This window comes from Corynebacterium sp. H78 (assembly GCF_037572275.1).
GTDB lineage: Bacteria > Actinomycetota > Actinomycetes > Mycobacteriales > Mycobacteriaceae > Corynebacterium.
The window spans coordinates 667,926-691,504 of sequence record NZ_JBBHKX010000002.1 but is presented as its reverse complement, the minus strand read 5'-3'; the positions used below and the strand labels follow the sequence as shown (position 1 = coordinate 691,504).

The 23,579-nt window shown below is 56.7% G+C and carries 20 protein-coding genes; 5 read left to right on the top strand and 15 right to left on the bottom strand.

From position 1 onward, the window contains the following. Positions 1–241: 241 nt before the first annotated feature. A complete protein-coding gene (locus WG934_RS04260; RefSeq protein ID WP_339977927.1) occupies positions 242–1,681 on the bottom strand; it encodes a DoxX family protein in 1,440 nt (479 codons plus the stop codon). 125 nt (positions 1,682–1,806) lie between these two features. Here WG934_RS04260 and WG934_RS04255 point away from each other — a divergent pair, with 125 nt between their 5' ends. Further along, positions 1,807–2,892, top strand: a complete 1,086-nt coding sequence (locus tag WG934_RS04255; protein ID WP_339988827.1) for a glucose dehydrogenase — start codon at positions 1,807–1,809, stop codon at positions 2,890–2,892. A 121-nt stretch (positions 2,893–3,013) separates the two neighbouring features. Here the strand turns inward: WG934_RS04255 and gatB are convergent, their stop codons facing one another. Continuing rightward, positions 3,014–4,522 carry an Asp-tRNA(Asn)/Glu-tRNA(Gln) amidotransferase subunit GatB gene (gene gatB / locus WG934_RS04250; protein WP_339988825.1) on the bottom strand — a complete coding sequence of 503 codons (1,509 nt, stop codon included), beginning with the start codon at positions 4,520–4,522 and terminating at the stop codon, positions 3,014–3,016. 59 nt (positions 4,523–4,581) lie between these two features. After that, positions 4,582–5,820, bottom strand: a complete 1,239-nt coding sequence (locus WG934_RS04245) for a YkvI family membrane protein (RefSeq protein ID WP_339977921.1) — start codon at positions 5,818–5,820, stop codon at positions 4,582–4,584. A gap of 81 nt (positions 5,821–5,901) precedes the next feature. Between WG934_RS04245 and WG934_RS04240 the strand changes: the two genes are divergently transcribed. Then, positions 5,902–6,732: a class I SAM-dependent methyltransferase gene (locus WG934_RS04240; protein WP_339988823.1), complete on the top strand. Its 831-nt coding sequence runs from the start codon at positions 5,902–5,904 to the stop codon at positions 6,730–6,732. A 44-nt stretch (positions 6,733–6,776) separates the two neighbouring features. Here the strand turns inward: WG934_RS04240 and WG934_RS04235 are convergent, their stop codons facing one another. The 4 genes from WG934_RS04235 to gatC all read right to left on the bottom strand — a co-directional run bounded on the left by WG934_RS04235 (position 6,777) and on the right by gatC (position 11,098). Then, positions 6,777–7,808 carry a 6-phosphofructokinase gene (locus WG934_RS04235; protein ID WP_339977917.1) on the bottom strand — a complete coding sequence of 344 codons (1,032 nt, stop codon included), beginning with the start codon at positions 7,806–7,808 and terminating at the stop codon, positions 6,777–6,779. Between the two features lie 68 nt (positions 7,809–7,876). After that, positions 7,877–9,280 (bottom strand): DHA2 family efflux MFS transporter permease subunit, encoded by a 1,404-nt coding sequence (locus tag WG934_RS04230; protein WP_339988822.1) that lies wholly within the window; start codon positions 9,278–9,280, stop codon positions 7,877–7,879. Then, positions 9,273–10,787 (bottom strand): Asp-tRNA(Asn)/Glu-tRNA(Gln) amidotransferase subunit GatA, encoded by a 1,515-nt coding sequence (gene gatA, locus WG934_RS04225; protein ID WP_339977913.1) that lies wholly within the window; start codon positions 10,785–10,787, stop codon positions 9,273–9,275. The genes WG934_RS04230 and gatA overlap by 8 nt, the downstream gene beginning before the upstream one ends. Before the next feature lie 8 nt (positions 10,788–10,795). After that, the gene (gene gatC / locus WG934_RS04220; protein ID WP_339977911.1) at positions 10,796–11,098 is read right to left on the bottom strand and encodes an Asp-tRNA(Asn)/Glu-tRNA(Gln) amidotransferase subunit GatC; all 303 of its coding nucleotides are present in this window, start codon (positions 11,096–11,098) and stop codon (positions 10,796–10,798) included. 211 nt (positions 11,099–11,309) lie between these two features. Here gatC and WG934_RS04215 point away from each other — a divergent pair, with 211 nt between their 5' ends. Then, entirely contained in the window at positions 11,310–11,972 is a 663-nt protein-coding gene (locus tag WG934_RS04215; protein ID WP_339988820.1) for an amino acid-binding ACT domain protein, read from the top strand. Between the two features lie 3 nt (positions 11,973–11,975). Here the strand turns inward: WG934_RS04215 and ligA are convergent, their stop codons facing one another. After that, positions 11,976–14,087 carry an NAD-dependent DNA ligase LigA gene (gene ligA / locus WG934_RS04210; protein WP_339988819.1) on the bottom strand — a complete coding sequence of 704 codons (2,112 nt, stop codon included), beginning with the start codon at positions 14,085–14,087 and terminating at the stop codon, positions 11,976–11,978. An 84-nt stretch (positions 14,088–14,171) separates the two neighbouring features. Between ligA and WG934_RS04205 the strand changes: the two genes are divergently transcribed. Both WG934_RS04205 and WG934_RS04200 read left to right on the top strand, forming a co-directional pair. Further along, positions 14,172–14,852, top strand: a complete 681-nt coding sequence (locus WG934_RS04205) for a 3'-5' exonuclease (RefSeq protein ID WP_445228205.1) — start codon at positions 14,172–14,174, stop codon at positions 14,850–14,852. Continuing rightward, a complete protein-coding gene (locus tag WG934_RS04200; RefSeq protein ID WP_339988817.1) occupies positions 14,852–15,553 on the top strand; it encodes an HAD family hydrolase in 702 nt (233 codons plus the stop codon). The genes WG934_RS04205 and WG934_RS04200 overlap by 1 nt, the downstream gene beginning before the upstream one ends. On the opposite strand, the gene WG934_RS04195 is transcribed toward WG934_RS04200, so the two are convergent. The 7 genes from WG934_RS04195 to WG934_RS04165 all read right to left on the bottom strand — a co-directional run bounded on the left by WG934_RS04195 (position 15,550) and on the right by WG934_RS04165 (position 23,520). Continuing rightward, positions 15,550–16,578, bottom strand: a complete 1,029-nt coding sequence (locus tag WG934_RS04195) for a methionine synthase (protein WP_339988815.1) — start codon at positions 16,576–16,578, stop codon at positions 15,550–15,552. The genes WG934_RS04200 and WG934_RS04195 overlap by 4 nt on opposite strands. Continuing rightward, positions 16,575–17,738, bottom strand: a complete 1,164-nt coding sequence (gene mnmA / locus WG934_RS04190; protein ID WP_339988813.1) for a tRNA 2-thiouridine(34) synthase MnmA — start codon at positions 17,736–17,738, stop codon at positions 16,575–16,577. The genes WG934_RS04195 and mnmA overlap by 4 nt, the downstream gene beginning before the upstream one ends. 118 nt (positions 17,739–17,856) lie before the next feature. Continuing rightward, positions 17,857–19,008: a cysteine desulfurase family protein gene (locus WG934_RS04185; protein ID WP_445228180.1), complete on the bottom strand. Its 1,152-nt coding sequence runs from the start codon at positions 19,006–19,008 to the stop codon at positions 17,857–17,859. Between the two features lie 310 nt (positions 19,009–19,318). Continuing rightward, positions 19,319–20,269 (bottom strand): electron transfer flavoprotein subunit alpha/FixB family protein, encoded by a 951-nt coding sequence (locus tag WG934_RS04180; RefSeq protein ID WP_339988811.1) that lies wholly within the window; start codon positions 20,267–20,269, stop codon positions 19,319–19,321. Between the two features lie 51 nt (positions 20,270–20,320). Further along, complete coding sequence (locus tag WG934_RS04175) at positions 20,321–21,106, bottom strand: electron transfer flavoprotein subunit beta/FixA family protein (RefSeq protein ID WP_339977895.1); 786 nt, start codon at positions 21,104–21,106, stop codon at positions 20,321–20,323. A 312-nt stretch (positions 21,107–21,418) separates the two neighbouring features. Beyond that, positions 21,419–22,675: a class I SAM-dependent methyltransferase gene (locus tag WG934_RS04170; RefSeq protein ID WP_339988809.1), complete on the bottom strand. Its 1,257-nt coding sequence runs from the start codon at positions 22,673–22,675 to the stop codon at positions 21,419–21,421. After that, the gene (locus tag WG934_RS04165; RefSeq protein WP_339977891.1) at positions 22,672–23,520 is read right to left on the bottom strand and encodes an NUDIX hydrolase; all 849 of its coding nucleotides are present in this window, start codon (positions 23,518–23,520) and stop codon (positions 22,672–22,674) included. Before WG934_RS04165 ends, WG934_RS04170 begins: the two co-directional genes overlap by 4 nt. Between the last annotated feature and the right edge of the window lie 59 nt (positions 23,521–23,579).

Sequence of the window (23,579 nt, the reverse complement as noted above, 5' to 3'; positions counted from 1 at the left end):
CCGAGTACCACTTGCCGCATCATTTCGGACTCCCCCGTGTGAGCGACTCCCGGGCGAGCCTGTCCCCGTGGATTTCCATTCCATTCACTCCGTCCCGAGGAAGAAGACCCAACGTGAATGGCATGGAAATCTACGGGTGGCCGAGCGCCGTGGCCTGTTAGAAGTGGTGCATAAAAAATGGACCTTCCTAGGAAGGTCCATTGCGGTCGGCTCAAGCCACCAGCACTATTTCGCTTTCTGGTTAGCTCATGAACGGAATCGAACCCGTTGTGAAGTACCAAGCAGCGACTGCAGCGGCGATAGCCACTACGCAGAAGATCCAGGAACTTACCAATGGTCTCTTCGCCCAACCACGGCTGAAGTCCAAGCCAATCCGACCCGGGCCTGTGAACTGCAAAGCCAGAGCAGCGATGGTGAGCATCAATTGGCCCTGAATACCTGCGGTGTCGTCGCCAAGTGCAGCAAGTCCGGCACCGGACCGTGCAGACTCGAACATCGTCAGGAAGATTGACAACGCAAGTGCGAGGGACGCGCCCAGTGGCGTTGCGAGACCAAGAATCAACAAACCACCAGCGATGATCTGGATGGTTGGGATTGCAGTTGCCAAAACTCCCGCGAAGTTGAAGTTCTGTGCGGTGAATTCACTTTCAAGCGAACCAATGCCCGCTCCCTCGCCGAGGCCGAAGAACGTAGCCAAGCCATGGAACAACAGCAGGCCACCGACACCAAGACGCAGTATAAGTAAACCGAAGTCGATGGTTCCGCGACGGGTTTCTGGTTCCACTTCGTCGTAGAAGTCTGCATCGTCGTGCGCCCGAGTCATATCGCGATCCGTGTCAAGATCACGATTGAGGTCACGATCACGGTCACGGTCGCGATCGAGGTCGCGCGTGTCATCGCCATCTCGGTCGCCGAGTGCACTGGCACCTACTGCCGTTGCTCCTGCACCGGCTGCACCAGCAGCGAGTGCTCCTGACATGACGGAGGTTGCGTTATCGTCGCCGTCGACACGTGAATTATCGGAGGCGTCGTACATCTCCGTTGGCGCGTCATCACCATCATGCGACCCAGCTGCAGGAGCCACCTGAGTTGCCTCAAGATCATCCGCAGCGGTGGAGTCGGCGAAATCCGCATCTGCTTCTCGATAATTCTTAGCCGCTGCCAACGGCGCAATGACCTGCGGTGCTGCCCTACCCGCAGCACGGTAAGGATCTCCGCGACGAGCCTTTTCAGAGTCGCTCTTCGAAGTTGCGTCATGCTTATCAAGCATCTGAGTCTCATCCGACGCCGCAGCACCGCCAGAAGCAGCACCGCCAGAAGCAGCGGTAGCAGATGCAGCAGTCGACGAATCATCGAGCCCTGCGTCAACGAGATCTTCCGCATCCAATGCAGTCACTGCTTCCATACGCGGGTTCGTGTCTGCGCTATTCGGCAAGTCGTCTGTGCTTACTGCTGATGCAGAGCCGGCTGGCGCATTGTCAGCAGCGAGAATCTCTGTTTCGGCATTGTTCGGTTCGACATCGCGGGTGCCCGCCACGGCGTTTCCCGCGGAGGTGTTGTCAGCAGCGTCAGCGGAGTCGTCAGCGAGTTTGCGGTAGGTCGGGACGTCAAGATCGTCGTCGAGCCCGTCATCTACATTCTCGATGTTCTGGGTATTCGGGTTCTTCTCTTCGTCGTTCACAATGCCCAGCCTAGGTTGTTTACCGTGGGTTTTCGTGTGCGCACGCCGAGTGTGTCGAAAAGTTTCACCAGCACGTGTCTTCGTCACTGCTTCAAAATCCGCGCAATGACCTATCCTTGAACATCATGTCCAGTCCACGGCTCAGCACTCGCATTCGTACCCAGTTCGGTCGCGTAGTTGGTTGCGTTGCTGCTGTTGTTGTGCCAGTCTCCGTGACTCTGACTGGTTGCATGGATAATTCCCCTGACCTGCAGGCAGCATTTACCGAGCGCGCTGGCGAACCTACCGGCATCAAGATGCCCAAGATGGACAGCCCAGAGCTCCCCAAGTCCGCCGCTCCTACGCATTCTCCGCGTGGTCCTCGTCCTCCGTGCTCACTTGACGATGTCGTCATTGCCGCATGTCTGCCAGAAACTACCGCCCTCAGTCACGCGGGCATCGGTCGTGGTTTAGCAGCAACTGCGGACGGTGATGTGTGGCTGGTCGTTCCTGGCCTAGCGCCAACCGTCGTCACGCACAATCGGGCACCTGTGCGTCAGTTCCTTGCCTCTCCCACTGTGGAGGAAGACGGCCAGGTGTACATGCTGCGCGAAGATTCGACGGTTGCGCGTCTGACGTTGATGCCCGGCGGTCACGTCGATGTAAGGGAGCTGTCGGATTTCAACGAACCTGGGATTTTGAGCATTTTCATGGACTCTGACGAGGGCTTGCAGAAGCTGCTTATCGGCGATCCAGGCATTGACTTCAAGACGTTCTGTCACGGCAATGGCGCGACCGGATTGCCACAGTTGGGCACGGCAATTCTCGATGGTGTGCCCATGCTGGTGGAATGGTCAGCTGGCTATCTGACTCCGGTGGGTGGCGTTGACCTGGACAATTCGATCGGCGGTTGCGCCATCGTCGGCGATAGCGTCATCGTCGCTGTCCCCGATGTCCAACGGGTGGTTTCCATCAAAATCGGCAGCGACAATCATCCGCTGGATCCGCATTGGGTTGTCGAAGGTTCACCGGAAGTTCTTGTCGACGGCGACTTCGGTCATATCACCTCTGTAGCAGGCGTGGTAAGCGGACAAGGCGTCGAAATCTGGGGAGCCACGTCGAATAAGTCACCCGAGCGCGCGATTGACCCGGGAACCATTCCTGGTGGCGAAAACGACGACCGAGTTATCCGTCTGCCGGCCGGTGCCGGCGGTGGTGGATCGCCAGATTAGTGCGTGGGACTTCAGCACGTGCCCCGCACCGCCTTGCCCCGCACCACCTAGTGCCTTCGCCAAAAATAAGAGAGCACCACGGTCACTAATGAGCGTGGTGCCCTGGTTGTTTGATTGCTGACTACTTCAGCTTCTGAGCAATCATCTTGTTGACCTGCGCTGGGTCAGCCTTGCCACGAGTTGCCTTCATGACTGCACCAACAATCGCGCCGGTGACCTTCTTATTGCCGGCCTTGTACTTCTCCACGATGTCTGGGTTTGCAGCCAGGGCCTCGTCGACAGCCTTTTCAATAGCTCCGTCGTCCTGCATTACTTCAAGACCACGAGCCTTGACGACGTCGTCAACATCGCCCTCGCCATCAAGAACACCGTCAACAGCCTTACGGGCCAGCTTGTTCGTCAGCTTGCCTTCGTTGATCAGCTCGACCACACGCGCGACCTGTGCCGGAGTGATCTCCAGGGCATCAAGTTCCACCTCACGCTTGTTTGCCTGCTGTGCCAGGTACGAAACCCACCATGCACGAGCTTCGTCTGGAGTAGTGCCGGCCTCGACGGTTTCGACGATGAGATCCATAGCACCTGCGTTGACCAGGTCACGCATCTCAGCATCGGAGAGCTTCCACTCTTCCTGGATGCGAGCACGGCGTATCCATGGCAGTTCAGGAAGTGTCGCGCGAATTTCTTCGACCCACTCACGTGGTGCCAATACTGGTGGCAGATCTGGGTCGTTGAAGTAGCGGTAATCTTCCGCGGTCTCCTTGATACGACCAGCTGTCGTCGAACCATCAGTCTCCTGATAGTGGCGGGTTTCCTGACGGATCGAACCACCAGCAGTCAGCACCGCCGCTTGACGCTGCATCTCATAGCGAACAGCCTGCTCAACAGACTTCACCGAGTTGATGTTCTTGGTTTCCGTGCGGGTACCGAACTCAGTCTGCCCCTTTGGGCGAAGAGAAAGGTTGGAGTCACAGCGCATCGAACCCTGGTCCATGCGAGCATCCGACACCCCAAGGGCCTTCACCAGTTCACGCAGCGCGGAGACATATGCACGGGCGACTTCTGGAGCGCGCTCCCCTGCGCCCTCGATTGGCTTCGTCACGATCTCAATCAATGGCACGCCTGCACGGTTGCAGTCCACCAGGGATCGAGTTGCACCATGAATACGTCCCGAGGTGCCACCCAGGTGAGTCAACTTCGCGGTGTCTTCTTCCATGTGTGCGCGTTCAATTTCAACGCGCCACTCAGTGCCGTCGTCCAAAACGACATCCAGGTAGCCGTCGTATGCAATGGGCTCGTCATACTGAGAAATCTGGTAGTTCTTCGGCTGATCTGGGTAGAAGTAATTCTTGCGCGCAAAACGCGAAGACTCTGCAATTTTGCAGTTCAGGGCAAGACCAATTTTGATTGCCCATTCAATACCCTTGCGGTTAACAACTGGCAGTGCGCCAGGTAGACCCAGACTCACTGGGTCTACATTGCTATTCGGATCGGCACCGAAGTTCGCCGAGGACGCCGAAAACATCTTGGTGTTCGTAGCGAGCTCAACGTGCACTTCCATACCCATCACAGGATCGAAGCGTTCCAGGACTTCATCAAAGTCCATCAGGTCATCAGCGTAAGCGGCGGTCATGGAATCACATGTTACTAGTCACACGCCACCAGTACCCATGAGACCCTCCCGACCACCGCTTAGCGACTATCTGGCCGGCGGTCGAGAAGCCGCTTTTCCAGTTCGTCGTTAGGCAAATTCGAGGCGGCCATCTCCTGCTCTAGCTCAATGCGTGTGCGTCCAGAGTCCGCAGGATCCGCGTCACGACGACCGCCAAACATGCGCACCAGATCCAACATGCGACGGCGTCGGTGGGCTTCTTCAGTGATGCGGATGCGTCCTCGTAGCCACGCAATGCACATCACGATAATGAGCACGACGCCGACATAACCAAGTGCTGGATACACGTATGCAATGAGGGTTTTGAATCCGAGGAAACCAAGCCCGAATCCGATGAGAGTCACCGCAATGAACAATGGTCGGAACTGTTGTGGTTTACGTGCAGTAACACGTTTTGCCAGGGCATAGAACATGCCGATGCCGGTGTTGAAGATCATGCCGTACACGACCACTGCCATAGCAGTTCCCAGCACCGGATGGATGCTATTTACAAGTGACAACATCGGCAGTTCGTCGTTTTCCACCGTCGTGATGGACGACATCAGCGCCACCGTTGACAACAACAGCAGACCGCCATAAAGCAGACCACCAAGCAGACCACCGATGCCAGCTTCGCGCGGGTTGAAGTTGTCGCCACCGATAATGATCGCCATCGACACTGCCACCATCAAGTTAAATCCGACGTAATTCAGGGCAGATACGCCCCAATGTGGCAGCGTTGTCTGGACATGGGTCTCGGCATACGTCGCTGCATCTCCGAAAGACATTTCGGCCTTAGACACCGCGTAAATCGATGCAATGACCAAGAACACGATGATGAATGGCGTAATGGCACCAATAATGGTGCTGACTTTGTCCACATTCAACATGCCCGCTGCCAAAATGAAGACAAGCATTAGGGTCGTGCCAAGCCACACCGGGGCATCGAACTGCTGATTGAGATTGGACCCCGCGCCCGCCATCATGACCACGCCCGTTGAAAACAGCGTGATCATGACTGCCACATCGAGGAACATGGCAACCCAGCGTTTCGACACCCGCTTGAAAACCGCAGTGTGCTCCTGAGCCTGAAAATAGCTACCAAGCTGCAACACGACCAAGCCAGACACCGTCATGATGATGCACGACGCAATCGCGCCCCACACCCCTTCCATGCCGAAAGCAACAAAGTACTGCATGACCTCTTGTCCAGAGGCAAACCCTGCGCCGACGATCAGTCCGACAAATGCTAAAGCGATAGAAACAATGCGGGTAAGCATAGAACGATCCTATTGCACAGTGAAGTGCCACCAACCTCGTGGGTCTGCGAATGACTTTTGGCCTCCGCTACGCTATTGATCGTGCCGAGCCCGAAAGAACACCCTCCGATTCCGCCTACATCGAAGCGGGACAATCCGCTTTTCCGTTCTGCGGAGCTGCGGGATACTGCGCGTTTTTCCTTCGCAGACCAGTTAAAGAATAGCGATGACGGAGCACTCGGTTACCATTCTGTTCGTCCCGGCTACCCGCACGAAGTGTTGGAAATGCTCAGCCTCACGAACTTAGCTGGTACCCATGCTGTCGATGTCGGCGCTGGCACTGGACAACTAACCCGACAGCTCCTCGATGCCGGCGCTACAGTCAACGCCATCGATCCAAGTACCGTGATGCTCGATACCCTCGCCACAACATGTCCCGACGCACGCCGCTTTCTTGGGACTGCCGAGTCCATGCCCATGCTTGACGACGACTCCGCCGACATCATTACTTGCGCTCAAACCTGGCACTGGGTCAATGTAGCGGAAGCCTCGGCAGAGTTCGCCCGAGTCTTGTCACACGACGGTGTGGCGCTGCTCGTGTGGAATACCCTCGATGTTCGCATTCCGTGGGTACATCGACTCACTCGGATCATGCACGCCGGTGACGTGCAGAAGCCAGGTTTCTTACCTGAGGTGGTGGCACCGTTGCGGATTTGTGAAGTGCTGCGTACCGAGTGGCAGCAACAGCTGACTCCCGAGCAGATTGTCATGCTTGCTCGTACCCGCTCATATTGGCTTAATGCCAAGACCCAGATACGCGAAAAGGTCGAGGCAAACCTCCGCTGGTATTTGTATGACCATCTGGGCTTTGCCCCGGGGGTTTGCGTCGACCTTCCGTACCGGTGTGACGCTTTTCTACTGCGACCGTCGTGAAGCTCAAACACCACGGTCGTAGCTGTTAGCGAAATGGCAAGTTACTAGCCGAACAACGCCATTGCGGTGTCATAGCGGCTCGCTGGAACCGTCTTCAACTCTGCAACGGCATCATCAATGTTGATGCGAACGATGCCTTCGCCCTGCAACGCAACAATCTTGCCGTAATCGCCCTCATGAACTGCGCGGGTTGCGTGCACACCGTAACGCGTTGCCAGCACGCGGTCGTATGCAGTTGGGGTGCCACCACGCTGAATGTGGCCGAGCACGGTGGTACGCACGTCATAGCCAGTACGCTGCTTGATCTCATCGCCAATAACCTGGCCGATGCCGGTGAAGGTCTGGTGGCCGAACTGGTCCACGCCACCCTCCTGGAAGTCCATCGTGCCTTCCATTGGCAACGCACCTTCAGCGACGACGATAATGCCGTACTTCTCGCCCATCTGGAAACGACGCTCCATGGACTTGCAGATCTCGTTAATATCGAATGGGTGCTCAGGAATAACGATGTAGTGAGCGCCACCTGCCATTCCTGCATGCAGGGCGATCCAACCGACGTGGCGACCCATAACCTCGACGATCATCACACGCTGATGCGACTCTGCAGTCGTATGCAAACGGTCGACAGCATCGGTAGCCACAGCCACTGCCGTGTCGAAACCGAAGGTGTAGTCAGTACCGTTGACATCGTTATCAATGGTCTTTGGTACACCCACGACAGGAACGCCATTGTCTGCTAGCCACTTGCCAGCCTTCAGCGTGCCTTCACCACCAATTGGAATGAGGGCGTCAATGCCGGCATCGTCAAGATTTTCCTTGATTCGATCCAGGCTGGACATCAAAATATCTGGGTGAACACGGCCAGTGCCAAGCATGGTGCCACCACGCAGGAGCATGCGGTCAATATTCTCGTCATCGTAAAGCTGGACCCTACGGTCTTCCATAAGACCAATCCAGCCGTCTTCAAAACCGACGACAGTAGATCCGTACTCGCTGCTAGCGGTACGCACAATGGCACGGATGACGGCGTTAAGGCCGGGGCAGTCGCCACCGGAAGTGAGGGTCGCAATTCGCATGAGCACCACCTTAGTACTGGTTGACAAGTCCTGCTTCCTGAGGGCATTCCTCTGCAATTGTCAGAGTATTACGCCCCGGGTTTTTGCCCGTCAGAGTGCTGGACAAACTGCGACACCGCAATAAGTCCCAACACCAGGGCGACCGCCTGCATGAGCAAAACGTGTCCGAACATTTCTGATCCAGCACCGGCGTTTTCCCGGAATTGGATGAACGCAGCCGTCGCTGCCGAACCCAACACCGCACCCACCTGCCGAGTGGTGTTGTACACACCTGAGGCGGCTCCCGCCGAATGCTCAGCGACATCGCGCATCGCCGTCGTCGAGTTAGGCGCCCAGACGAAACTATTGCCGATACCCAGAATCACGCTCGCGACAACCACCCAACCGAGATGCAACTCCGGGCGCATTGCCCAGAACATGGCGATGTGGCCGAGGACCATCGTCGCAAAGCCCACAACTGACAGCACACGTGGCGTGAACTTACCGATGAGACCACCAACAATGGGTGCCAGCACACCGGCCACCACGGCCATCGGGGCGAACAACAATCCCGCTTCAAGGGCTGACTTTTCCTCTGCCTGCTGCAGGTACAACATCACCGGCAGCGCGTTCGATGCAACGGCAAAACCCATCGCTGCAATAGAGAACGCACCGAGCGAGAAGTTGCGGTGCGCGAACAGACTCAACGGAACAAGCGCTTCAACACCGCGCTGCGCAGCGGTCGACTGCAGTTTCACGAATGCGGCCAATGCAATGGCAGCGACTATCAATAAGAGAAAGACCCACCAATCCCAGCCAACTGCTTCACCCTGCTGAATGCCGAAAATGAGACAGCTCATACCGACAATCGACGCCACGATGCCGGCTTTGTCGAACGAGTGGGAGTTTGTCGGCAATTGCGGGATCCACTTCGCGGCAAGAAAGATACACACAATACCGACAGGGATATTGATGTAGAAGATCCATTCCCAACCAGCACTAGACACCAAGAAACCGCCCAGTACTGGACCCGTGAGATGAGCAAGACCCGCCACTGTCCCCCACAGTCCCATTGCTGGTCCACGCTTATCTGGTGGAAAAATGCGTGTGATGATTGCGAGAGTCTGTGGGGCAATCATCGCAGCGCTGAGTCCCTGGACAAAGCGCGCCACGATGAGCGACTCGATGGTCGAAGACATTCCGCACCACAGAGATGTCACCGTGAACATCACGATGCCCGTGATGAACATGCGCCGCTGCCCCACCTGATCGCCCAGTCGACCAGTGACCAACAGCGGGATCACGTACGCCAAGAAGTACGCGCTGCTCACCCAAATCGCGGTGTCATAGCCCGCATCGAAGGACTTCATGATGTCCGGCATCGCCACAGCCACAATGGACTGATCAAGCAGATTCATGAAGAACCCAAGCGACAACGCCGCGAGAGCCAAATAGGCTTCCCGCGGCGCTAGGTATGTCGTGCTGTTACGCAATCGGCCCGCGAACCTTTTCGAACGCAGCACCGACCTTGTACAGGCGGTCGTCGCCATGGCGTGGGGCCATAATCTGCAGACCCACAGGCAAGTTTGTGTCCTTAGCAATGCCAGATGGCACCGACATGCCACACATGCCAGCAAGGTTCAGTGGCAGGGTGCACAGGTCGAACATGTACATGCTCAGCGGATCGTCGATCTTCTCACCGAGCTTAAAGGCAGTGGTCGGAGTGGTTGGCGAAACCAACACGTCAACCTGTTCAAATGCCTTCTCGAAATCCTGCTGGATCAACGTACGAACACGCTGTGCCTGGATGTAATAGGCATCGTAGTAGCCAACGGACAGTGCGTACGTACCGATAATGATGCGTCGCTTCACCTCGTCGCCGAATCCAGCCGCACGGCTCATCGCCATGACCTGATCTGCCGAATGGTTGCCGTCATCGCCTTCGCGCAGGCCGTAACGCATGCCATCGAATCGAGCCAGGTTCGAGCTGACCTCACACGGAAGAATGAGGTAGTACGCGCTCAGTGCGTGATCGAAGTTAGGGCAATCGACCTCGACAACCTCAGCGCCGGCTTCCTTCATCTTGTCGACGGCCTCGTGGAAGCTATCAAGTACACCTTGCTGGTATCCGTCGGTACGGTTGAACTGCTTGACGACACCAATCTTCACACCCGAGAGGTCACCATTGGCGCCTTCCTTTGCGGCAGCCACGACATCAGCGATTGGCTGCTCGGTGGAGGTGGAATCGTAGGCATCGTGGCCGGCGATGATCTCGTGCAAGAGCGCAGTGTCCAGGACCGTGCGTGCGGTCGGACCGCCCTGATCCAGCGATGATGCACAAGCAACAAGACCGTAACGAGAAACGGTGCCGTACGTTGGCTTCACGCCAACAGTTGCCGTCAGCGCTGCTGGCTGGCGAATCGACCCACCAGTGTCAGTACCGATCGCAATAGGTGCCATGCCTGAAGCCAGTGCTGCAGACGAACCGCCACCGGAACCACCAGCGGTGCGCTCGAGATCCCACGGGTTGTGAGTTGGCCCGAATGCAGAGTTCTCGGTGGACGAGCCCATTGCAAACTCATCCATGTTGGTCTTACCCAGGATTGGGATACCCGCTTCACGCAGCTTGCGCGTCACCGTTGCATCGTAAGGGCTCATGTACCCTTCGAGCATCTTCGATGCACAAGTCGTTGGCGCATCGGTGGTGGTAAAGACATCCTTCAGAGCCAGTGGGACACCAGCGAGAGCTGAGGCGGGCGCTTCACCACGGTCCAACGACTCGTCGACAGCCTTAGCAGCTGCGAGCGCTTCTTCTGCACCAACATGAAGAAAGGCGTGGATATCGCCATCGAGCGAACCAATGCGATCAAGGAACGCCTGGGTAACTTCTACGGACGTGAGTTCACGCGCATGGATCTTCTCTGCCAATTCAGCTGCGGTCAGACCCAGGATTGGATCTTCAGCAACAGCGGCATGCAAGTTCTTATTTAGGTCAGACATGCTGCGCCCTACTCCTCTTCTTCGCCCAAGATCTGTGGAACTTCGAAACGCTGCTCCTCAGACGATGGAGCCTGATCCAATGCCTGCTCCGGTGACAGAGTTGGTACCACGGTGTCTTCACGCATGACACCAGCCAACGACGACGGATGGCTCATTGGTTCCACATCAGCTGCAGCAACTTCCTGAACAGCCTGAACGTGGTTGATAATGCCGTCGATCTGACCGGCGAACTCATCGAGCTCAGCGTCGGTCAGTGCCAGGCGGGACAGTCGTGCGAGGTGGGCAACCTCGTCGCGCGAGATGGCGGGCACGCGTGACCCCTTTCATGTTGGAGATCGTTACTCGAGTATGTGTCCCCTAAGGGTAGTCGCTACCGCGGATTTGGTTCAGTATTGGGGTCGGCAATGCCGGAATGCCCCACCGCGGGCATGCGGTGAATATCTGTCACCCGTCGAAACTCTCAGGCCTTTCTACTCGAAAACTTCAGCGAGACTACGGCTAATCCCGGTAGCCTAGAGACTTATGTCATACCTCTTACGTGTTCAACTCCCAGATGTCCCAGGCTCTTTGGGATATCTGGCTGCAGCTCTGGGCGAGGTTGAGGGCGATATTCGCAGCGTCGATGTTGTGGAGCATTCTCCAGATGGCACAGTTATCGATGACATCGTTGTTGACCTCCCTTCGGGCACGTTGCCGGAGACTCTTATTACTGCAGCGCAGTCTCTTGACGGTGTTGAAGTCGACTCGATCCGCCCATTTTTCGGTTCTGTCGACCGTAGAGGCCAAATCGCACTGCTCGCGGAGCTTGCTCGGCACCGCCATCAGCCGGTGCGCGCTATGCAAGAGATCGTTGATGGGCTTCCACAGACTATGACTGCTGGGTGGGCTTTGATGCTTGCGCACAACAATGGTGAAACCACTCGAATTGCCGCGTCTATGGCTGCGCCGGAAGACGACGGTCGCACGCTGAGCAGCTCACCGGTAGAAAAGCCCCTTCACCTGGATCCGGAAGTCGAGGAATGGCTTCCTGAATCATGGACGGTGATGGACTCGTCACTGGCAGCTGCCCCAATGGGAACCAACTACACGTTGGTGATCGGCCGCCCTGGTGGTCCTGACTTCCTCCCTAGCGAGGTGGAACACCTGGGCCGCATTGGCGATATTGTCGGTGCAATTTTGGCGTAGCGCCTAGCTCGGAATTGCTTCTGCCCCGATTTCGAGCAGTTTCTCAAAACCTGTTTCGTCCAAGGTTGGTACTCCCAGCTCTTCCGCCTTCGTCGCCTTCGAGCCGGCATTTTCGCCAACGACAACGACCGATGTCTTTTTCGACACCGATCCCGCTGCTTTACCTCCGCGCACCAGAATGGCTTCCTTAGCGCTGTCGCGAGTGAAGTTCTCTAAGGATCCGGTCACCACTATGGTGAGTCCTTCGAGAACTTGATCTGGCTTATCGACGACGTCGTCAGCCATGCGAACCCCCGCCGCTGCCCATCGGTCGACTACTTCGCGGTGCCAATCAACCGCGAACCACTCCACAACAGAGTCTGCGATGATGCCACCGACCCCCTCTACTGCAGCCAGTTCTTCGCGACGTGCAGACCTAATCGCATCCATCGACCCGAATCGTTGAGCCAAGGCCCGCGCAGCGATCGGACCGACATGTCGGATTGACAGACTGACCAGCACGCGCCACAATTCCGCGTCTTTAGCAGCGTCAATGTTTGCTAGCAATTTCTTGCCATTTGCGGACAGTGTGCCTCGAAAGACCCCGTCGTCGTCACGCTTCTTTTTAGCCGCCGTCGTATAAACCTCAGAGCGAGCCAGATCGCTCCCGGTGAGGTCAAAGAGCATCCCCTCATCGGCGAGAATGCCACGATGAATGAGGTCTTCCGCTCCCCGCTGGCCAAGGTTTTCAATATCGAAACCGCCACGAGCGGCGAGAAACTCTACGCGTCTCCGCAACTGACCTGGGCAATAGCGCGTGTTGGGGCAACGCCAGTCGGCATCACCTTCCTTGGACGGAGCTAGCCGGGTACCGCACTGCGGGCACAATGTCGGATATACATATTCGCGTTCAGTGCCATCACGGAGCTCGTCGACGGGACCAAGCACTTCCGGAATGACCTCGCCCGCTTTGCGAATGATCACCCGATCGCCAATACGCACTCCCTTGCGTTGCACCTCGGTTGGATTATGCAGGGTTGCCATCTCCACCGTGGAGCCAGCAACTCGCGCCGGAGTCATCACCGCATACGGCGTCGCACGACCGGTGCGACCGATAGATACGCGAATATCCAGTAGGTCCGTGGTCACTTCCTCTGGCGGGTACTTGTATGCGATCGCCCACCGCGGAGCACGCGACGTCGCACCCGCTGCGCGCTGCTCGCTGAGCAGATCCAACTTGACGACGAGCCCGTCCATTTCATGCTCTGCATCATGGCGGTGTTCACCCCAGTACTGCATTTCCTTGACGACGTCCTCAGCACTGGAAACTCGCTTCGTGTACGGAGACACGTGGAATCCCCACGCAGCGAGCGCTTCATATGCACCGTGCTGGGAATCCGGTCGCCACCCTTCCACATGCCCGATGCCATGACAGATCATGGACAATTTACGCTTGGCGGTGTCTTCTGGATTCTTCTGCCGCAAAGAGCCTGCCGCAAGATTGCGGGGATTCGCGAACTCTGGCTTCCCTTCCGCGACTCGTGCTTCGTTGAGACGTTCAAACTCCGCCACAGACATGTACACCTCGCCGCGTACTTCCAGCACCTGCGGCACTGGCACGCCCGCGTCTTGGTTGAGCTCCTGTGGAATGTCAGGGATCGTCCGTGCATTTGCTGTGACGTTTTCGCCAATGCGACCGTCGCCACGCGTTGCTGCCCTAACCAATCGGCCGTTTTCATACACCAGATCGATTGACAGCCCGTCAATCTTCAGCTCCGTGAGATACGCACTACCCGGTGTTCGGGTTAGCCAATCGCGCAGCTCTGCCTCGTCGAAGACATTGTCCAAACTGTAAAGGCGCTGCAAGTGCTCGACAGGCTCGAAGACAGCACCATCGGACGGAATTTCAACCGCAGCGCCCACAGTCTGAGTGGGGCTGTCCGGAGTTGCTAGCTCCGGGTACTGAGCTTCCAACTCCTGCAGGCGCCGAAACATCTCGTCGTATTCGGCATCGGAAATAACCGGCTGATCCAGGTAATAGAGGGATGCGTTTTTACGGACGTCGTCGGCAAGCTGCTCCCACTCATGCCGAATCTGGCTTGGGACAGATGCTTCAGTGTTCGTCGTCTCAGTCACGGAACCAAGTCTAGTGCGCTGCGCATGTTTACTTTGATCACCCCGCACACCTCATCCGTGGAACCGTTTAGAGTTGAAGCCATGATGGGCACCCCACAAACGTTTGACGTCCAACGCATGCTTGCCTTCGACTTGGAAACCACGGGTCGAGATCCGCACTCATGTCGAATCGTGACATCGGCTATGGTCCGACTCGCTGGTCGAGACAAAGACGCAACGCTGCTGCTCGCGGACCCAGGGGTGGATATCCCAGCAGAAGCCACTGCTGTGCATGGCATTTCCACGGAGTACGCACAAGAGCATGGCCGTCCGCACGACGAGGTATTGGCAGACACCATCGCAGGGCTTCGTGCTGCGTGGGCGGACGGATTCGCTGTTGTTGCGTTTAACGCTGCCTACGATTTGACGGTACTGCGCACCCAAGATCCCACCTTTACAGTAGATGGGCTGGTCTTTGACCCTTATGTGATTGACAAGAAGTTCGATACCTATCGCAAAGGTAAGCGCACCTTGGAGGCAACGTGCGAGCACTACCAGGTCCGTCTCGAAGCGGCTCATGATGCAACCGAAGACGCCTTGGCTGCTGCCCGGGTGGCCTGGATGATGGCAAGGAAGTGGCCTGAGCTGACAACGATGAATGCCGAGGAGCTAATGGAGAATCAGGCTGTCTGGTACTTCGAGCAGGCATCCTCGTTCAAGCAGTATCTCGAAGACCAAGGTAAAGATGCGACGGACGTAGGCACGTCCTGGCCTATGGATGGGTAATGGATACTGCACGCAGTCTTCTTGTCATTTGGGACATCGACCTGACTCTCATTCACGCCGGTGGATTCGGACATCGCGAGGTCGACACCATTATTTCGGAATTGGGCGGATCCGTTCCTTCTGGACTTACCTTTGCAGGTCGCACCGACCACGCAATTTGGTCTGAGATCCTCGACCACAATGGTTTGCCAGGCTCACTTCTCCCTCAAGTACTTGCTGACTATGCGACTGCCTGCACACATGCTCGCTGGTCTGGGAAGTTTATGCCCGGCGCGGCCGAATCTTTCCAGATTGCGGGCACCATAGCTGCGGCTCAAACCGTCGTAACAGGGAATACTCGCACAACAGGGTTGCTGAAATTAGCACATGCGGGCGTGCCGACGACGTCGCAAAGCACCATGCATTCCCACCCCGGTAGCATAGACATTTCTCTCGCTGGTTTCGGAGATCATGCGGCGCGGAGACACGATGTGTTGTTCAGCTGTCTGGAGGCGTGGCGCGCACGAGGAGGCACACACGCAATCGCTATTGGCGATACGCCACATGATATCGATGCCGCGCACGAACATGACATTCCAGTCATCGCTGTCGCGGCCGGGCTGTATACCGCCGATGAGCTCGCTGGAGCGGATCATGTCTTGCCGGATCTCACTCACACCGACCAGTTCGAGTCTGCATTGCGCAGAACGTTGATGGGCTAGAGATCCCCTGCTGCCCGTGCAATCAGTTCGGCGGTGTTCCGCCCAGCGGCTAGTGCCTGTGCGGGCCATGAAGTCGGAGCGTTATTCATATCGCCACGCGTCGTAATATCCAGTCGCGTCAACATGTCCGTTCGTGGGAAGCTGAGCTCATCCCACACCTTCGCGACAGCCTGAGCCAGCGACCGTTCCTCCGGCGCCTCAGATACACCAATCGGCGGCCGCCCCGGGACAACACCCATCTCCAGGTTCATGTCGTCAGAAATGAGTACCCCGATGTTGTCAAGTGCCTGGGTACCGCGAATGCGGTCTATGGACATGACAATCCCTTGCGCGCCCGATGCCGACAGGGCATGAATAGATAGCTCCCCTGCTGCACCGCCCGGCATGATGGTGACTGACGTTTTTTCATCGACGATGACCTCAGTGACGCGTCGCCACACTTCTGACATTTCCACATGTCCGACTGCTGAAAGTCGATGTCCACCTGTAGCGTCGAGAATGCGTCCATGGGTGACGTCGGCAAGTAATGGTTCGCGGAGCAAAACGTTGACGGTGGCACATGCATGACGACGGCGTACCTCCGCAAGGTGATTCGCCAAGCCATGCGCTAACGAGTCGGCGAGGAAGCGAACGGCACCCTTGTCCGTGAGAAAGGCGTGACCGTGCGACAACTCTATAGAAGCTGCGAGAGTCCATGGCCCGACTGCGGTGACACGCAGCTCGTCGACAGCATTTCCCCACACTTCTTCGCAGGTATCCAGATCGCGCTGCAGGTAGTCACGTGCGTGCCATGATGCTCGAGAAAGACGTTCAGCCGAGCCTTCCACAACGCGCCAGCTGCGTGGGCCGCGGTCGAGAGCTAAGTCAGCAAGCAATGCTCCAGTGCGACCAATGTGATCTGCCCCGAGGCCACGGCCCGGGAGGACAGGCAGGACTAGGGCACCATTGTGGGATTCGCCCGCGATGATGTCGGCTGCTTCGGCCACATCGGTTCCAGGCATGGAGCCGAGACCGTGGAACTTCACTTGCCGGACTCCTCCGCCGTTTCAGATTCCCCCGCGGCAGTCTGTTCAGTTCGACCTGTTGCCACAATTGTTGCCGAACCCAGGACATAGTCGCCCTGGTCTGTATCTGGACGGTACAGGACCGCTGCTTGACCAGGGGCTACGCCACGAAGCGGCTCTTTCAACCGCAAGCGGAAGCTGCCACCTCGGCCTGTGATGTCGTCGTCAGGCCCGGCGATGACGTCCACCGTGCAATCCACCGGGCGACCATGAGCGCGCACCTGAACTTGGACCGGTCCGGAAATTACATCATCCGGTTCAGCAAGCCAGATGGCACGATCTGCCTCCAACACATCCACTGCGAGCTGCTTCGCCGTGCCAATGGTGACAGTGCCATCGGTGGCATCGATGCCAGTGACGTAGCGTGGTTTCCCATCTGCCATCGGACCTGCCAGGCCAATGCCCTTGCGCTGACCAATGGTGAATCCGTACACACCGTCGTGATCAGCGACCTTCTGCCCAGTCTCCGAGTCCACAATGGCACCCGGACGACGGCCAATCTTCGCCCCTAAGAAGGCCTGCGTATTGCCATCTGGAATAAAACAGATGTCGTAACTATCTGGCTTATTCGCAGTGCCAAGTCCCATATCGCGAGCTTCTTCGCGAATCTGCGGCTTCTCTGTATCACCGACTGGGAACATCGAGCGACGCAGCTGTTCACGGTCGAGCACGCCGAGAACATAGGATTGATCCTTCTTTGGATCCCGGCCACGTCGCAACAGACCGTCGGTCAGCAGTGCGTAATGCCCGGTCACGACCGCATCGAAGCCGAGTGCGATGCCACGCTCCAGCAACGCCGCAAACTTAATGCGCTCGTTGCAGCGAAGACACGGGTTCGGGGTTTCTCCACGTTCGTAGGAGTCGAAGAAGTCATCCATCACTTCCTCTTTGAAACGCTCCGAGAAATCCCACACATAGAAAGGAATGTCCAGCTCGTCGCAGACACGACGCGCATCGCCGGAGTCCTCCAGCGAACAGCAGCCACGCGACCCAGCACGAACTGACTGCGGATCTTTTGACAATGCCAGGTGCACACCAACAACGTCGTGCCCTGCAGCGATCGCGCGCGCAGCGGCCACTGAAGAGTCAACGCCACCGCTCATTGCAGCAAGAACTCGCATAGTTCTTCGTACTCCTTTTGGATTACCTGTCGACCAAAGTAGCCAAGAATACACTACGACCTGGCACAAATGGCAGTCCGCGATTGTAGAGAATCATTCAGCATTAGGCTGTGACTGACTACGCCATTCCTGCCAACCGCGCCCTCGCAACAGTATCTGCAAGCACATTTTTCACTGCGTCGATGTCGTCCTGCGTCGTTGTCCAACCCAGCGTGAACCGAATTGCACTGCGCGCGTCCGACTCGGATACTCCCATGTCCAGCAGCACATGAGACGGGCGATTCACTCCCGCTGAACACGCCGATCCGGTCGAACAATCAATACCCGCTGCATCAAACAACATAATGAGACTATCGCCCTCAGCCCCAGGAAAGCTCGCATAAATGTGGCCAGGCAGCGACGGTTCCGTCGTATGAATCAGCGCACCATCGATGGACGCTATTGCCCGCAGGAGATCGTCGCGAAGCTCGCGGGTTCGCTGAGCGTCCGCCTCTAGATCAGCCACTGCTGCCCGTAACCCGGCTGCCATTCCAGCTGCCGATGCCACGTCCTGAGTCCCTGAACGCAGTCCTCGCTCCTGCCCACCGCCACGGTTATGCGCGACAAGTTTCGCTTCACGACGAACCAACAAAGCCCCAACGCCTCTCGGTCCGCCGAATTTGTGCGCTGACATCGCCATGGTCGTGGCTTTACTGTCATGGAAGTTCACGGGCACATGTCCGATCGCCTGGACGGCATCGACATGCAAGGGGACATGCGCTGCGGAGGCGATCTCAGCTAGCTGTTCGATAGGCTGGATCGCACCGGTTTCATTATTGGCCCACATGCAGGTCACCAAAGCGGTGTCACGACGATCAAGTTCTGGAAGCTGGTCTAGATTAATCCGACCGTCGGAATTAACAGGAACCTGCTGGAGTTCAGCCCAGTGTTCTTTTTCCAGGTACTGGCATGATTTCAGAACAGCATCGTGCTCGATACCAGGCACCACAATCTTCGACCCTGAGCGCATGAAGTACAGGCCGGAAATGGCTAGATTATCGGCTTCTGTGCCACCGGAAGTGAAAACTACCTCAATAGGGTCGGCACCAAGAATCTCTGCCACTTCTTCTCGAGATTCCTCCAGTACTCGCTTGGCCTCCCGTCCCGTTGCGTATTGTCCCGAGGGGTTCGACAAATGTAGATTCCTGACTAGCGCGTCACGTGCTTCAGGGCGCAGCGGAGATGTAGCTGCATGATCAAGGAAATGTCGGGCCGGCATCGTGATACTCATGTGCAGGTTTTCCGCTTCCTCTTCTATGTGGGCAGGATGCATGCGTCATGCATTATGCAGCGCGAATAGCGAATTCGCGCGGATAATTTTTCATCATTCTATATCCAGAGCGACTAACGCCTAATCCGGGTGACAATCCGTCAACAGTTGCAGGCTAACGCGAAATAAAAAAGCACGACCCCAGCACTCGAAGTGCCAGAGCCGCGCCTTGGTTCACTCAAAACCGTAACCCAGCCACACGTCATCCGCGTGACGAGCAGTCATATTGTGCTACGAATCACATTGGCGTGAACAAAACCATCAAAGTCAACTACGAACCCTTAATTGCGTCCGTTGCCTGTGGAGCAACCTTGAACAGGTCGCCAACAATGCCGAGGTCTGCAATCTCGAAGATTGGTGCCTCTTCATCCTTATTCACGGCGACGATAGTCTTGGAGGTCTGCATACCCGCCTTGTGCTGAATTGCACCAGAAATACCCAGCGCCAGGTACAGGTCTGGGGAGACAGTCTTACCGGTCTGACCGATCTGGAACTGACCTGGGTAGTACTCAGCATCGACAGCAGCACGGGAAGCACCGACAGCCGCCCCCAGAGCGTCAGCCAGTGGCTCAACAACATCGGAGAAGCCTTCTGCGGAACCAACACCGCGCCCGCCGGAGACAACAATCTTGGCCTCGGTCAGCTCTGGACGGTCGCCACCCTCTGCTGGGGTGAAGGAAACAATCTCGACAGCGTTGTCTGCAACCTCAGGGAAGGCAACCTCGGTCACTGCAGGGGATGCCGCTGCTTCTACTGGGTCGACAGAACCTGGACGCAGCGCGTACACCGGCGAAACACCGTAGCCAACACCGTCAACGATGAACTCGCCACCGAAGATGGAGTACTGAGCAGAGCGGTCGTCATTGATAGCAATGACATCGGACAGCACACCAGATCCAGTCAGTGCTGCAACGCGACCTGCAATTTCCTTGCCGGTAGCAGAAGCTGCAACGACTACCGGAACTTCGCGCTCACCTGCGAGGCCGACGAGAACGTCGACTTCTGGGGTGATGAGGTACTTGCCAGCAGCATCAGACTCAGCAGCAATGATTTCACCGGCACCGTACTGGCCAAGAGTCTCGGCCATATTCTGAGCCGTGCCTGGGGTGCCAACAACGACAGCAGCTGGGGTGCCGAACGCACGTGCTGCGGTGAGCAGTTCTGCGGTGGTGTTCTTCAGTTCGCCGTTAATGTGGTCGACGAGAACGAGGACGTCGGTCATAGTGATCTTTCTCCTTGATTGATCGCTTTGGTCTTATTCGCGTCAGACGAACTAGATGAACTTCTTGGACTTGAGGAACTCGGCCAGCTTGGTGCCTGCATCGCCTTCATCTTCGATGCGCTCACCAGCAGACTTCGCAGGCTTTGGAGTTACGCCAGTAACACCAGTTGCTGCGTTCTCCAGACCAACCTGATCTGCTTCAGCCGCGACGTCGTCAAGCGAAAGCTCGGTAACTGGCTTCTTCTTCGCAGCCATGATGCCCTTGAAGGATGCGAAGCGAGGCGAGTTAGCCTTCTCCGTGACGGATACCACTGCAGGCAGGGATGCCTTGAGCTGGTACACGCCGTCTTCAACTTCACGCTCACCGGTAACGGAGTCGCCGTCGATCTGAACCGAACGCATATGCGTGAGAACTGGCAGACCACGGTAAACACCGAGAATCGATGGAACCGAGCCAGTGCCACCGTCGGTGGACATGTTGCCGGTGACGATCAGGTCAACATCCTCGAGAGTGTCGATCACGTTGGACAGTGCCCATGCGGTCTGAACTGCGTCGGAGCCTTCCAGAGCTTCGTCGGAAAGAATCACTGCATCGTCAGCGCCCATAGACAGGGCCTTGCGGAGAGCCTCTACTGCACGGTCTGGGCCGACGGTTGCAACAGTCACGTTGCCGCCATGCTCTTCCTTCAGCTGCAGAGCTGCTTCGACAGCGTTTTCGTTAATTTCGTCGAGAACTGCGTCGGCGCTTTCACGGTCGAGTACAAACTTGTCGTCCGTGAGCTTGCGCTCGGACCACGTGTCCGGAACCTGCTTGACCAGAACCACAATGTTCGGCATATGTCTGTCGTCCTTACTGGTTGCTACTGGTGGAATTATTTTCGGCGTGCATACGCCTCCGTCACCTATGTTAATGAAGATTTACAAAGTGAGGAAGCACGCAATTTCACGCGCTCTGTGTCGAAGATAACAAAGTTAGTACTCGGGATTGCAGGAATTACCCAAGAATTTGGTTATCTTTTCGACAATTTCTTCAACACATGACCCCACCAGGGCAACATTGTGGCCTTTTGCCTGGTCAACTACGTTTTTACTTTACGACGACCGTCATCAAACAAAACCCCCGCACTCTAGCTACCGCGTGTAACCGGTCTACCCCCACTGGCGAGAGTCACAGATGAAGGCCGTGGCAGTCTTACCTATTCGTGTAATCACAACAGCTAATGAAGATTGACTGTTTCGGGACGAACCCTTTGATTTCAACTTCCATTGCTTGCGTAAAACATCCGGGTTGACATCAACGCCACGGACCAGAATCTCAACTGATGTGCAACCACGCGCAGCCAGTGCCTTGCGAACCTGTTTGAGACTCACTTGTTCAAGCACTTCGAAACCGGAAACTCCTGCAGGCAACGCATCGCCAGTAACGTGCGCGATGCGCTCATCCAATTGCCACAACCCGTGCTTCGTCGCAAAATGGCGAACCAAACCAGCGCGGACTACTGCCCCATCGGGATCAATAATGAATCGCCCGGCAGCGCCACTTCCGCAGTCGTCATCCATGGTGTCGTCATAACGGGTAATGGAAGCAGCAACTCCATCAGCTGAAACATCCTTCAATATCCATGCCGACCGTCTCGCCCGCCCGCCAGTTAACCCGTCGAGAGCTAACCTTGGCGTGTACAAGCATGCCTCTTTTACTCCGCCGTCCACAGAGGTGACTGCTACTTCTCCGTCCCACTCTGAGAAGTCCAAGCCTGGCGCACACTTGATGGCCATGTCGTGTCCCTCCCAGGCAGATACCAAGTCTGGCAGCGGAGGCAATAGATCTTCAGGTTTCGCTAATCGACGACCACTTGCCCGGCGCGCAGGATCCGCAACAATGATGCGTTTGTCTTCACCAACAAGTGACTCGGGCATGGCCATTGGCTGCAAGGCATCGGCAACTGCGAAGGTAGCGCCCGGCACGTTGTGTCGGGCCATCAGCACACGAGCTTCGTCGAGATCTGATCCGACGACATCGAGTCCAGTCTCCATAAGCGCTGCAACTTCCGTGCCGATCGAACACGTCACATCATGAACGCCAACCGCGTTGAGCTCTGCAGGTCCACCACCAAAGTGCCCCGCCAATCGCTGCGCACGAAGCCAAGCAACAGCGTAAGGAGTGGATTGTTGGGCGGCATCCGAGCTCAACAAAGCGTGGTGAACCCACCACTGAGGCAACTTTCCTGCAACACCGCGTCGAGCCTTGACGACTTCGACAACAGCACGGGAAACCTCACCACATTCCGTCTTCAAGATGGCTAGGTCGGCCAATAGCGAACCGTCGTCAAGCGAAAGCTCACTGGCACGCTCAAGATATTCAGGATGCGAAACGAGTTCGCGAACGTCGGATACAGCTAGGCTCACAGGCCCCGAACTTCCTTACGGAGATGGCCCATGTGTGTCGCGACCGCGAAGTACTCATCCATGAATGGGTGGCCAAAAAAGTCGCTCTGGGTACGTGCCACGTGCAAATTCGCCGACGCATCGAGCACATCCGTAACCGTCTCGAACTCCAGGAGGCGCTTCAGCTGCGCCCACGTTGGTGGCATCAATGAAATCTTCTCGGCACGCCAACCATCAAGCAACGTCACCGGACGGAACCAGCCTGTCGATGACGCCTCCGAGGTATCGCCATCGGCGATCTGACCTTCCGGCTGCGCGGCCAAAAAGAAGAACGTGTCGTAACGAACTGGGTTCTTCGGAGGGGTCACCCAGTTGGCCCACGGGCGCAGCAAGTCCGCGCGCACCGCTAAGCCTTCAGCTGCCATGAAGTCCGAAAAGGACAGCTCATGAGATTCAAGAGCTTTTCGCTGTTCGTGATACTTCGACGAATCCGTCACGATGTTGCCCTCGGTGTCACTAGCAAGAAGCGTGCCGGTCTCCTCGAACGTCTCACGAACCGCCGCACACACAAGCGCACGGGCGGTAGCAGGAGTCACGTTCAAACGCTCCGCCCACCATTCTGGCGAGTACCCACTCCATTCCAGCTCTGGGCTGTCATGCCCGTCACCATCGATGTCTCCAGGGAAGTCGCGAGAATCAACACCGCCACCTGGGTAGACAGTCATGTTGGCAGCAAAACGCATCGTCGAGACGCGTTCCTGCACATACACCTCGAGCCCAAATAGCGAATCTCGCAGCAACAACACAGTCGACGCGAGTCGTGGTGTAGCCGGTGTCTTCGCTGAACCAGAAGTTTGTACGCTCATGACCACCATTTAATCCTGAAGTATCGAGTTTTTCCTGCGAATGGGTGTAACAGCCTGAG